General features: G+C 71.9%; 12 protein-coding genes. 7 read left to right on the forward strand and 5 right to left on the reverse strand.

The genetic code is table 11. From position 1 onward, the window contains the following. Positions 1-11: 11 nt before the first annotated feature. From ABGB18_RS00390 to aspS, 7 genes are all read left to right on the forward strand, one after another. On the forward strand, positions 12-1,121 hold the full coding sequence (locus tag ABGB18_RS00390) for a prephenate dehydrogenase (RefSeq protein WP_347693218.1): 1,110 nt from the start codon (positions 12-14) through the stop codon (positions 1,119-1,121). Positions 1,122-1,183: 62 nt separating this feature from the next. After that, entirely contained in the window at positions 1,184-2,332 is a 1,149-nt protein-coding gene (locus ABGB18_RS00395) for an FAD-dependent oxidoreductase (protein WP_347693219.1), read from the forward strand. Positions 2,333-2,535: 203 nt separating this feature from the next. Next, a complete protein-coding gene (locus ABGB18_RS00400) occupies positions 2,536-3,156 on the forward strand; it encodes a TetR/AcrR family transcriptional regulator (protein ID WP_347693220.1) in 621 nt (206 codons plus the stop codon). Then, positions 3,153-4,514 carry a carotenoid oxygenase family protein gene (locus ABGB18_RS00405; RefSeq protein WP_347693221.1) on the forward strand — a complete coding sequence of 454 codons (1,362 nt, stop codon included), beginning with the start codon at positions 3,153-3,155 and terminating at the stop codon, positions 4,512-4,514. The genes ABGB18_RS00400 and ABGB18_RS00405 overlap by 4 nt, the downstream gene beginning before the upstream one ends. 51 nt (positions 4,515-4,565) lie before the next feature. Further along, the gene (gene cmk / locus ABGB18_RS00410; RefSeq protein WP_347693222.1) at positions 4,566-5,288 is read left to right on the forward strand and encodes a (d)CMP kinase; all 723 of its coding nucleotides are present in this window, start codon (positions 4,566-4,568) and stop codon (positions 5,286-5,288) included. Between the two features lie 49 nt (positions 5,289-5,337). After that, positions 5,338-6,711: a ribosome biogenesis GTPase Der gene (der, locus tag ABGB18_RS00415; protein ID WP_347694279.1), complete on the forward strand. Its 1,374-nt coding sequence runs from the start codon at positions 5,338-5,340 to the stop codon at positions 6,709-6,711. A 290-nt stretch (positions 6,712-7,001) separates the two neighbouring features. Beyond that, positions 7,002-8,264, forward strand: a complete 1,263-nt coding sequence (gene aspS / locus ABGB18_RS00420; protein ID WP_347693223.1) for an aspartate--tRNA(Asn) ligase — start codon at positions 7,002-7,004, stop codon at positions 8,262-8,264. Positions 8,265-8,322: 58 nt separating this feature from the next. Here the strand turns inward: aspS and ABGB18_RS00425 are convergent, their stop codons facing one another. The 5 genes from ABGB18_RS00425 to ABGB18_RS00445 form a co-directional block, all read right to left on the reverse strand. Then, a complete protein-coding gene (locus ABGB18_RS00425; RefSeq protein ID WP_347693224.1) occupies positions 8,323-10,002 on the reverse strand; it encodes an MFS transporter in 1,680 nt (559 codons plus the stop codon). Then, the gene (locus tag ABGB18_RS00430) at positions 9,999-10,643 is read right to left on the reverse strand and encodes an LppX_LprAFG lipoprotein (protein ID WP_347693225.1); all 645 of its coding nucleotides are present in this window, start codon (positions 10,641-10,643) and stop codon (positions 9,999-10,001) included. The genes ABGB18_RS00425 and ABGB18_RS00430 overlap by 4 nt, the downstream gene beginning before the upstream one ends. 60 nt (positions 10,644-10,703) lie before the next feature. Next, positions 10,704-11,162, reverse strand: a complete 459-nt coding sequence (locus ABGB18_RS00435; protein ID WP_347693226.1) for a MarR family transcriptional regulator — start codon at positions 11,160-11,162, stop codon at positions 10,704-10,706. A 237-nt stretch (positions 11,163-11,399) separates the two neighbouring features. Further along, on the reverse strand, positions 11,400-11,576 hold the full coding sequence (locus ABGB18_RS00440) for a hypothetical protein (RefSeq protein ID WP_347693227.1): 177 nt from the start codon (positions 11,574-11,576) through the stop codon (positions 11,400-11,402). 10 nt (positions 11,577-11,586) lie between these two features. Beyond that, entirely contained in the window at positions 11,587-12,174 is a 588-nt protein-coding gene (locus ABGB18_RS00445) for a 4'-phosphopantetheinyl transferase superfamily protein (RefSeq protein WP_347694280.1), read from the reverse strand. Positions 12,175-12,179: the final 5 nt, after the last annotated feature.

Consider the following 12,179-nt stretch of genomic DNA (forward strand, 5'->3'; position numbering starts at 1 on the left):
AGGACATCGAGATGGAACTACGTACCGTGCTGGTCGTCGGCACCGGTCTCATCGGCACCTCAGCGGCGCTGGCCCTGCGCAAGCGCGGCGTACGCGTGCTGCTCGCCGACCGCGATCAGGGCGCGGTACGGCTGGCACGGGAGCTCGGCGCGGGCGAGGAGTGGCAGTACGGCGGCACCGCCGACGGCGCCTCCATCCCCGACTGCGAGCGCGCCGACCTGGCGATCATCGCGGTCCCCCCGGCCCACGTGGCGACCGAGCTGCTCGAACTGCAGCGCATCGGCGCCGCGCGCTGCTACACCGATGTGGCCAGCGTGAAGGCCGAGCCCATCCACCGGGCCATGCAGCTCGGCTGCGACCTGTCCTCCTACGTCGCCTCCCACCCGCTCGCCGGGCGTGAGAAGTCCGGCCCGGGAGCCGCCAGGGACGATTTGTTCCTCGGCCGCCCGTGGGCGCTGTGCCCCACGGAGGAGGCCGACCCCGAGGCCAAGGCGGCCGTGCTGCGGCTGATCGAGCTGTGCGGGGCCAACCCGGTCGAGGTCGGGGCCATCGACCATGACCGCGCGGTGGCCGTCGTCTCCCACGCGCCCCACGTCGCGGCCTCCGCCGTGGCCGCCCGCCTGGCCGACGCCACCGATGTGGCGCTGGGCCTGGCCGGGCAGGGCGTGCGTGATGTGACCCGGATCGCGGGCAGTGACCCGGGGCTCTGGATCGGCATCCTGTCGGGCAACGCCTCGCCGGTCGCCGAGGTGCTGGAGGCCGTGGCCGGTGACCTGGCCGACGCCGCGGCCGCGCTGCGCGCCCTGGCCGAGGGCGACGGCACCGCCACCGGCGAGCTGACCCAGCTCCTCAAGCGCGGCGTCGTCGGCCACGACCGCATCCCCGGCAAGCACGGCGGGCCCCACTCCGAGTACACCACCGTCCAGGTCGTCATCGGCGACCGCCCGGGCCAGCTCGCCCGGCTGTTCCAGGTGTGCGACGAGGTGGGGGTCAACGTCGAGGACGTGCGCCTGGAGCACGCTCCCGGCCTGCCCCTGGGCATCGCCGAGCTGTCGGTGGAGCCCGACGCGGGCATCCAGCTCACCCACGCCCTGCGCGAACGCGGCTGGCAGGTTCCCTAGCGCCCGATGTCACGTCCGTACCTCCTCGATCCGTCTTCATGGCGAATCGAGGAGGTACGGAAATGACCGACATTCTGGTACTGGGCGCGGGCTACACCGGCACCGCCGCGGCCATCAGGGCCGCCGTCAAAACCCGGCGGCTGGGCGGCCGGGTCACGCTGGTCAACGCCTCGCCGAGGTTCACCGAGCGGCTGCGGCTGCACCAGACGGCGGCGGGCGAGCACCTGGCCGACCATTCCCTGCGGGATGTGGTCGCGGGCACCGGCGTCGAGTTCGTGGCGGGCCGGGTGGCCGCGCTCGACGTCGAGCGCCGCGAGGTGCGGCTGGACGACGGGCGCGTCCTCGGCTACGACAAGCTGGTCTACGCCCTCGGCACCGTCACCGGCGACTCGGTGCCCGGGGTCCGCGAGCACGCCCACACCTTCGACGACCACCGGCGGGCCGTACGCCTGGCGGAGCGCCTCGACGCGCTCCAGGAGGGCACGGTGGTGGTGGCCGGCGGCGGGCTGACCGGCATCGAGGCGGCGGCCGAGCTGGCCGAGGCGCACCCCCGCGTGCACGTCGTCCTGCTGTCCCGGGGACGGCCGGGCGCGATGCTGGGCGAGGGGGCCCGCGCCTACCTGGAGGCGGCGCTGGAGCGGCTCGGCGTCGAGGTGCGCGGCGGTGTCGAGATCACCAAGGTGCTGCCGGACGCGGTGGAGCTGGCCGGTGGCGAGCTGGTCCGCTCCGACGCGACGCTCTGGACCGGCGGCACCGAGGGCCTGCCCATGGCCGCGGAGTCCGGGCTGACGGTCGACGCCCGCGGCCGGATCGTGGTCGACTCGGCGCTGCGCTCGGTGTCCCACCCCGACGTGTACGCCGTCGGTGACGCCGCCGCGGTCAGCCAGCGGTTCGGCGTGCTGCACGGCACCTGCCAGGGCGGCATCCCGACCGGCCTGCACGCGGCCGACTCCCTGACCGCCACGCTGCGTGGCAGGACGCCGAAGGGGTTCAGGTTCGGATTCGTGCATCAGCCCGTCAGCATCGGGCGGAAGGACGCGGTCATCCAGTTCACCCGTCCTGATGACAGCCCGCGCCGGGCGTTCCTGAAGGGGCGGGCGGCCATCGTGTACAAGGAGGCTGTGTCGAGCAGCCCGTTGGCGACGTACAAGCTGCTCAAGCGCGGCCTGGTGCCCGTCGGGCTGTTCTCGCTGACCGCCGGGCTGAAGTGAGGGCCGCGCCCGCGGTCCCACCAGCACAGGCGTGACCAGCACGGCCGGCCTCGGGCACGGGTCCGGCACGGCGTGGCCCGCCTCAGGACGCCGGGGGAGTGGTGTGGTGGTGCTCCGTGAAGTGCGGTCCCCATTGACGAGCGGGTGTGTGGGGGCGTATAAAGGCGGTAACAACGTTACCGACAAGAAACGGCGTTACCGACATGACGGTCAGCGCGTACCAGCAGGCGCAGCGGGAAGGGCAGAGTGTTGTCAGGGCGGTCATTCTCGACGTGGCCACGCGTCTGCTCGTCTCCGAGGGCCCTGCGGCTCTGACCGTGCGGCGGATCTCCGGTGAGGTCGGCTGCTCGACGAAGGTCATCTACACGCTCTTCGGCGGCAAGGACGGGCTCAGTGAGGCCCTGTGGCTGGAGGGGTTCGCCAGGTTCGAGCGGCGGCTGCTCGGCGTGCCGCCCGGCGACGACCCGCTCGCCCGCCTGATCGCGGGGGCGCAGGCCTACCGCGACTACGCGCTGGCGGAGTCCGGCTACTACCGGGTCATGTTCCAGGGGGCGATGCCGGGCTTCGAGCCGGGGCCCGACGCGCTGCGGGCGGCCAAGCGGACGTTCGAGATCCTGGTCGGCTGGGTGGCCGACTGCCTGGCGGCCGGGGCGCTGCGCGGTGGCACCGCCGAGGAGATCGCTGATGTGCTGTGGATGGCCGTGCATGGCGCCGTAAGTCTGGAAAATTCAGGCTATTTCGAGGGGGACGAGGCCGAGCGGCGTTTCCGGCTGCTCTCCTCCTCGGTTCTCACGCCATTCCTGCGGGAGGAGACACCAGCATGACGACCACCCCCTACCGCGGCGCGTTCGCCCCGGTCACCGAGGAGATCACCGCCTTCGACCTGGACGTCACCGGCCGCATCCCGGCCGAGCTCGACGGCCGCTACCTGCGTAACGGCCCCAACCCGCTCGGCCTCGACGACCCCAGCGCCGGGCACCTGTTCATGGGCGAGGGCATGGTGCACGGCGTGCGGCTGCGCGACGGCCGCGCCGAGTGGTACCGCAACCGCTGGGTGCGCAGCGCCGCCGTCGCCGAGCGCCTCGGCGAGCAGCCCCGGCCGGGGCCCGTGCACGAGGGCATGGACTTCGCGGCCAACACGCACGTCATCGGGCTGGCCGGGCGCACGTTCGCGACCGTGGAGGCGGGAGCGCTGCCGTACGAGCTGGGCTACGAGCTCGACACCATCGGCCCGTGCGACTTCGGCGGCGGACTGCCCGGCGGGTTCGCCGCGCACACCCACCTCGACCCGGCCACCGGCGAGCTGCACGCGATCGCCTACTACTTCGGCTGGGACCACCACCAGCACGTCGTCCTCGACGGCAAGGGCACGGTCACACGGATCAGGGACATCCCCGTGGCCGGCAAGCCGATGCTGCACGACTTCGCGCTCACCGAGCGATACGTGGTGATCTACGACCTGCCGGTCACGTTCAGCATGGCCCACGCCGAGCAGGGGCGGCAGTTCCCGTACGCGTGGGACGACGCGCACGGGGCCAGGGTCGGGCTCATGTCGCGCGAGAGCGGTGAGATCCGGTGGGTGGAGGTGGAGCCGTGCTGGGTGTTCCACACGCTCAACGCCTACGACGACGGCGACGAGGTGGTCGTGGACGTGGTCAGCTACCCCAGGCGGTTCGTGGACGCGCAACTGACGGAGGGCGGGGCCCCCACGCTCGACCGGTGGCGCATCGACCTCCGCTCCGGCCGGGTGCGGCGGACCCGGCTGGACGACCGGGCGCAGGAGTTCCCGCGCATGGACGAGCGCCGCACCGGCCGGCCGTACCGCTACGGCTACACCTCGGCCGCCCCGGAGCTCTACGACGCCGTCCACCCGTACGGGACCGACCTGACGGACCTGCCCGACGGGGCGCTGGACAACACGCTCATCAAGCACGACCTGAAGCGCGGCACCCAGGAGGCGCGGCGGTTCGGGCGGGGCGCCCACGTGGCGGAGCCGGTGTTCGTGCCGTCCGGCGCGGGGGAGGACGACGGCTATGTGCTCAGCTACGTCAACAACCCGGCCCGGGGAGCGGCGGACCTGGTGATCCTTTCCGCACAGGACTTCACCGGCGAACCGGTCGCCACCGTGCACCTTCCCGCCAGGGTGCCGCTCGGCTTCCACGGAAGCTGGATCGCCGACTGAGCCGGAGGCTGTAGCCTCTTCGGGTTGGTTAAACTTGCAGAGGGAGAGGCCGTGACCGGTCTGGTCGTCGCCATGGACGGCCCTTCGGGGTCGGGCAAGTCGAGCGTTTCGCGCGGGGTCGCCCGCGCGCTGGGTCTGCGCTACCTCGACACAGGGGCGATGTACCGCGCGATGACCTGGTGGATGCTCCGGGAGGGCGTCGATCTGGCCGACTCCGCGGCCGTGGCCGCGCGCTGCGGCGAGCCGGGCATCGTCTCGGGCACCGACCCCGACGGCCCCACGATCCACGTCGACGGCGTCGACGTGGCCGCGGCGATCAGGGAGACGGACGTCACCGGCTCGGTCTCGGTCGTCGCCGCCGTCCCCGAGGTGCGGGCGCGCCTGGTCGCCCGGCAGCGAGAGATCATCGGCGCGGGCGGCATCGTGGTCGAGGGCCGGGACATCGGCTCGGTGGTCTGCCCGGAAGCCCCCGTGAAGATCTACCTCACGGCGAGCGCCGAGGCCCGCGCCCGGCGGCGCACCGCCGAGGTGGCCGGATCCAAGGTCGAGGACCATCAGGCGGCCATGGCCAAGCGTGACACCATCGATTCGACCCGCAAGACCGACCCACTTTCGATGGCGGCTGGCGCCGTCGAGCTCGACACCACCGCCCTGAGCCTCGAAGAGGTCATCGGCGAGGTGCTGAGTCTGGTCAAGCAGCGGGGGAGCTCGGGAGGGGCGAGTGGCGCCCACGAGTTCCCAAGCGGCCGCGACCACATACACGAGCGCACCTGACAGGTGCGGTACTCACGAAGGATGAAACAACGTGACAACGGGGGATTGGATCGAGGCCGGCCTCGACGAGCTTGAGATCACCGAGCACGGCGACAGCACGCCGCTGCCGGTCGTGGCCATCGTGGGCCGGCCCAATGTGGGCAAGTCCACGCTGGTCAACCGCATCATCGGCCGCCGCGAGGCCGTCGTCGAGGACGTGCCGGGCGTCACCCGCGACCGCGTCACCTACGACGCCAACTGGCGCGGGCGCCGCTTCACCGTGGTCGACACCGGCGGCTGGGATCCCGACGCCACGGGGATGAACCTGCGCATCGCCGAGCAGGCCCAGGTCGCCGTCGAGCTGGCCGACGTGATCGTCTTCGTCGTGGACGCCACCGTGGGCGCGACCGACGCCGACGAGATCGTGGGCTCGGTGCTGCGGCAGTCGGGCAAGCCGGTCATCCTGGCCGCCAACAAGGTCGACAACCAGAATCTGGAGCTGGAGGCCGCGTCCCTGTGGTCGCTGGGGCTCGGGGAGCCGTACCCCGTCTCGGCCCTGCACGGCCGCTCCAGCGGTGACCTGCTCGACGTGATCCTCGACGCGCTGCCCGAGACGCCCGAGGTGACGTTCGAGGCCGAGCGCGGGCCCGCCCGGGTGGCGCTGCTCGGCAAGCCCAACGTGGGCAAGTCCTCCCTGCTCAACAAGCTGGCAGGGGAGGAGCGGGTGCTGGTCGACCCGATGGCGGGCACCACCCGCGACCCGGTGGACGAGCTGGTCGAGCTGGGCGGGCGCACCTGGCGTTTCGTCGACACGGCCGGCATCCGGCGGCGCGACCGGGAGCTGCAGGGGGCCGACTTCTACGCCGCCATGCGTACCCGGGCGGCGCTGGAGCGCACCGAGGTGGCCATCGTGCTGATCGACGCCAGCGAGCCGCTCACCGAGCAGGACCTGCGCATCATCGGGCTGGTCATCGAGTCGGGCCGGGCGATGGTGGTGGCGTTCAACAAGTGGGACCTGCTCGACGAGGACCGGCGCTACTACCTGGAGAAGGAGATCGACCGGCAGCTCGTCCGCACTCCGTGGGCGCTGCGGGTCAACATCTCCGCCAAGACGGGGCGGCACCTCGACCGGCTGGTGCCGGCGCTGGAGAAGGCGCTCGACTCGTGGTCCACCCGGGTGCCGACGGCCCGGCTCAACGCGTTCCTGACCGAGCTGGTGCAGCAGACGCCGCCGCCGGTGCGCGGAGGCAAGCAGCCCAAGATCCTCTTCGCCACGCAGGCCTCCGTCGAGCCGCCCAAGTTCGTGCTGTTCACCTCCGGGTGGCTGGAGGAGACCTACCGGCGCTTCATCGAGCGGCGCATCCGGGAGGAGTTCGGCTTCGCGGGGTCGCCGATCGACGTCACAATGAAGATCAGGGAGAAGCGCGCCAAGAAGGACAAGTAATCGTTTTGCCGAGCGGGCGGGCCCAATCGTAGGATTGATCGCAAACATTGACGGAGACGAGTAGCCGGCGTTCCGTTCGGGCCCAGAGAGCCGCCGATTGCTGTGAAGGCGGCCCCGAGCCCGCCGGCGAAGACACTCCTGAGTGCGGGGAGGAAATGCCCCGCCGGTCTGACCCCCGTCATCGGGTCGCCGAGGCCGCCTCTCCGGGGCGGCGAAAGTGCGGTGGCACCGGGAGCTCCCTTCTCCCCCGCACTCCCAAGGGGTCATGCAATTCCTCGTGAGGAGCTGTAATGATCTCTCGTGTCATGTCGGCGGAGCTCGCTGAGCACGCCGGGCAACGAGTGACGATCGCCGGTTGGGTTCATCGCCGCCGGCAACTGAAATCCGTGTCCTTCCTCGTCGTCAGGGACCGTACCGGCCTCACTCAGGTGGTGGCGGCGGGCGACCTGCCCGGCGAGGAGAACGTCGTCGAGATCACCGGGACCGCGGCCGCCAACCCGCAGGCCCCCGGCGGGTTCGAGCTGGTCGAGCCGGAGATCGAGGTGCTGGCGGAGGCCTGCGCGGCGCCGCCGTTCGACCTTTACCGGCCCGTCGTGGGCGCGGCGCTGCCCACGGTCCTCGACCACGCGCCCGTCGCGCTGCGGCACCCGCGGCTGCGGGCGCCGCTGGAGATCTCGGCCGCCGGCGTGGCCGGGTTCCGGGCCACGCTCGACGGGCTGGGGTTCACGGAGGTGCACACCCCGAAGATCGTCGCCTCGGCGACGGAGTCGGGCGCGAACGTCTTCGGCATCGACTACTTCGGCCGGCCCGCCTATCTCGCCCAGTCACCGCAGTTCTACAAGCAGGCGATGGTCGGCGTGTTCGAGCGGGTCTACGAGGTCGGGCCGGTCTTCCGGGCCGAGCCGCACGACACCGTACGCCACCTGGCCCAGTACACGAGCCTCGACGCCGAGCTGGGCTTCGTTCGCGACCACCGGGACGTGATGGCGGTGCTGCGGGAGGCGGTGGCCGGCATGCTGGAGTCCGTACGCCACCGCGCCCGGCCCGCCCTCGGCCTGCTCGGGGTCGCGCTGCCCGAGGTGCCCGCCGAGATCCCGGCCATCCACTTCACCGAGGCCCAGCGGCTGACCGGCTCCGCGGAGCCCGACCTGTCGCCCGCGCAGGAGCGCCTGCTGTCGGAGTGGGCACTGCGGGAGCACGGCTCGGAATTCCTGTACGTCACCGGCTACCCGATGGCCAAACGGCCCTTCTACACCCATCCCGACCCCGCCCGGCCGGGTTACACCAACGGGTTCGACCTGCTGTTCAGGGGGATGGAGCTGGTGACCGGCGGGCAGCGGCTGCACCGGTACGCGGACTACCTGGAGGTGCTGGCCGCCCGGGGTGAGGGTCCGCAGGCGTACGAGGGTTACCTGCAGGCGTTCCGGTACGGAATGCCGCCGCACGGAGGGTTCGCGCTCGGGCTGGAGCGGTGGACGGCGCGGCTGACCCGGGCCGCCAACATCCGCCAGACCACGGCCTTCCCCCGCGACCTGCACCGCCTCTCGCCGTAGCCGCCTGTTACCCGGTCGCCGGCACCTCTCGCCGTAGCCGCCTGCTACCGGCTGCCGGTCACCGGGGTCCGACCTGCTGGGCGCGGCGTGGCATGAGCAGTGCCACGGCCGCGCCCAGCAGGCAGATGACCGCCGTGACCAGGAACATCTCCGTGTACTCCGTGTGCAGCGCCGCCTGCACCTTGGCGAGGTAGTCGGCCAGCCGCCGCTGGTAGGTCTCCGCGTCCACGCCGAACGGCAGCGGCGTGTCCAGGTCGGCGGTCAGGGACTGGAAGCGGTAGAAACCCCACGCCGACACGGCCGCGATGCCGATCAGCATGCCCATCATCCTGGCCACCACGACGGCCGCCGAGGCCACCCCGTGCTGGGCCGCCGGGCTCACCCGCAGCACCGCCGCCGAGACCGGGGCGATGACCAGGCCCAGCCCGAGCCCCGCCACGACCAGGGAGACATCGACCGTGAGGCCCGCGTTCGCCAGGTCGAGCGGCCAGCGGCTCATCAGCCAGTAGCCGACCGTCGCCACCGCCATGCCCGCCACGGCCACGGCCCGGTCGCCCAGCCCGCGCGCCAGCAGGCCGCCGAGCAGGGCGGCGACCGTCAGCGCGGCCAGGAACCTGGCCAGCACCAGCGCCGCCGCCAGCTCGTCCTTGCCGAGCAGGGTCTGGCCGGTGAGCTGGACGAACACCATCGTCACCAGGAGCGCCGACCCGGCCAGGAAGCTCACGGCCAGGGTGGCCAGCAGCGGCCCCTTACGGGTGCGGGACAGGTCCAGGAGGCGGACGGGGGATCGGACCTCCCACCAGACGAAGACCCCGGCCGCCACCACGCCGGCGGCGATCACGGGCAGGCCCCAGGGCGGCAACACGGCTTTGGCGGGGTCGGGGTTGTAGAGGCCGACGACGAGCAGCCCGAGCGCCAACGCCAGCAACACCCCACCAACCACATCCACCCGGCCCACGCCCGCGAGTTCGCCTGGGCCCGCCGGCCGGGCTCCGGCGATGTCCGGCGTTTCAGCGGCTGGGGGTGTCGCGGCGGCGGTCGGTGTGGCTGTGGTGTGAGGTGTGGGCTCGGTGTCCGCTGTCGCCGTGGTCAGGAGTGCCGGCGCGGTGCCCGGTGTGTCCGTGCTGGGAGGGGAGGGTCTGGTGTGTGCCGGGACCGTGAGGTGTACCGCCACGGCGGCCAGTGCCGCCAGGGGGACGTTGATCCAGAAGATGGCGTGCCAGCCGCCCAGCTCCACCCCCGCCACCGCGACGGCGGGGATCTGCGCCAGCAGCCCGCCGTACAGGGGCCCGAGGGCGCTGCCCAGCTCCTGGGCCGCCCCCACCGTCCCCAGGGCGACCGACCGCTCCCGTTCGTGCCACAGGTCGCCGATGAGCGCCATCGTGATCGGCAGCAGCGCCCCGCCGGCCACCCCCTGCACGGTACGCCCGGCCACCACCGTCACCTCACCGGAGGCCAGCGCCGTCAGCACCGAGCCGAGGGCGAACGCCGCCAGGCAGGCGTGGATCAGCGGCCTCCGCCCGTAGCGGTCGGAGAGCCGGCCGAGCAGCGGCATCGCGGCCACGTACCCGAGCAGGAACCCGGTGACGATCGGGGTGGCCCGCTCCAGGTGGTTGAGCGGGATGTCCACGTCCTCGGCGATGCCGACCAGGACCGTCACCACCACGTACGCGTCCAGCGCGGCCAGCAGCACCACCGCGCCCCCGGCGCCGAGCGCGACCCGGCGTGCGTGTCTCATCCGGCGGGCGGCGTGATCGTCACCGGCGCGTCATACTCGCTGAACGACACCATCACCGTGCCCTTCTGCAGCGGCAGGCTGGCCTTGGTGAGCCTGCTGGTGGCCTGGTCGACCCAGATCTTGGCGTTCACGCTCGTCGTGACCCCCGGGATGATCGGGCCCACGGCCTGCCCGGGGAACGTCGTGGCCACCCGGTATGAGCCGTCCTCCACGGCCTCGACCTTCGGGTCCGTGCCCGAGGTCAGCAGCTGGGAGATGCCCTTGGTCGGCTCCAGGATCACCGAGGGGTCGTAGAACTGCGCGAGCTGCTCCCGCGTCATCTGCTGGAACCCGCCCGTCACGCCCTTGAAGTGGACGGTTTCCCCGACGACGGCGAAGCTGATCTCCTGCGAAGTGCCCAGGATGTCGATGGTGATCGTGCCGTCGGCGTCCCCGGTGGCGGTGAGCCTGCCCTCGGCCTTCTTGACCGGCACCTGCGGCCGGCCCTCGGTCGAGATCGAGAAGCTCGCCGACTTGACGGCCTGCATGGCCGCCGCGGCTTTCCTCATCAGATCAGGCCCGGCGGGCAGCTCGGTCCCGGCGTCCGACGAGCACGCCGACACCAGCGCGAGCGCGGCCACGATCAGTAGCTTTCTGAGCATGAGCGGATCGTAGCGAGCGCTCGGGAACGTCCGTGCGCCGTCGCGCATATCAGTTGGGTGTCAGCGCAGCTTCTTCAGATGCTCCACGATCGGCTGGAAAGCCGCCTCGATCGCGTCGAGCTGGTCGCCGGTGAGCCGGTCGACGAAATGCTCGCGCACGCTCGCCACATGGAACGGCGCCACCCGCTGGATCGTCTCCCAGCCCTCGTCGGTCAGCACCGCGAACGTGCCGCGCCGGTCATCCCGGCAGTCCTCCCTGGTGACCAGGCCCTTGACCTCCATGCGGGAGATCTGGTGGGACAACCGGCTGCGCGACTGGATGGTCGCGTCCGCCAGGTCGCTCATGCGCATGCGGCGTTCCGGGCTCTCCGAGAGGTTGACGAGGATCTCGTAGTCGTTCAACGAGAGTGAGTGCTCCTGCAGCTCGCGGTCGAGCCGGTGCATGAGGAGCTTGTGCAGCGCCAGATGCGTACGCCAGGCACGCTGTTCGGCGGTGGAAAGCCAGCGAGGCGCGCTCATGATCTCCAATCTAGCGCACGCGCGCGCGAGCGGACCCCGCGCCCCGGTGGAGTCCGCCACCCGCCCACCTCCAAAATTGAGCGGCATGGCGGAGAAGCCGGGAGAGAGCCTGGGCACCGTGCTCGTGGCGGGCGCGGCCAACCAGGCCATCGCGCTGGCCAAGCTCGCCGCGGGGCTCGTCAGCGGCTCGGCGGCCATGCTGCCGGAGGCCGCGTGCCCGCAGGCCCGGAGCCGGAATCAGGTGAACGCCATGACGATGGCGACGCCGACGACGTGCATCAGCACCACCGCGACGATCAAGGAGATGAACACGAACTTCGCCGGACCGTGCTCGAAGGTCTTGCCCTCATCGAGGGGCTTGCGCTGAGCCATCCGGTCAGCGATCCGCTCCTCAAGGGGCTTGCGGTAGAACATGCGGGCAACCCTACCCGGGGATGGGCGCCCTCCTGGCGGGGGTGTCCGTGATGACGGCCACGCGGATGTCGGGGCCCGCGCTCCACTCCAGCAGGTGACGGCCCGTCAGGTCGTCGCCCCCGCTGCCCACCTTGCCCAGCTCCAGCTCACCGCGCTTGATCAGCGCCTCCTTGCGCGTCCAGTGCCTGATCAGCTCGTCGTTGCCGGTGACCAGCGCGCGTTCGCGCGGCGTCAGCACCCGGTCGGCCAGCAGCACGTCCAGTGGGCCGGGCCGCACGCGCTCGACGTCCACGCCGACCTTGCCGGGGCCGGCCGCCGCGCACACGTAGCCGCGCGTGTGGCTGAAGCTGACGCCCAGCGCGGGCGCCTCCTCGATGTACGGCTTGCCGTGCCCGGGGCCGTGCAGGTCGCAGTGCTGCCGCAGCGTCAGCTCACCCGGCTCGGTGTCGAGCACGGCGGCGGCGCAGACGCGCATCAGCAGGTGGGCGGCGACGAAACTCTCGCGGTCCGTCGCGTACCTGAACCGCGCGGCCCGCTCCCGCTCCACCTCGGTGAGCCACTCCTCAGGGGCGAGCACCTCCTCGGGGAGGCCGCCCATCGCCA

The sequence above is a fragment of the Nonomuraea sp. B12E4 genome (assembly GCF_039871825.1).
In the GTDB taxonomy this organism is placed as follows: Bacteria; Actinomycetota; Actinomycetes; order Streptosporangiales; family Streptosporangiaceae; genus Nonomuraea.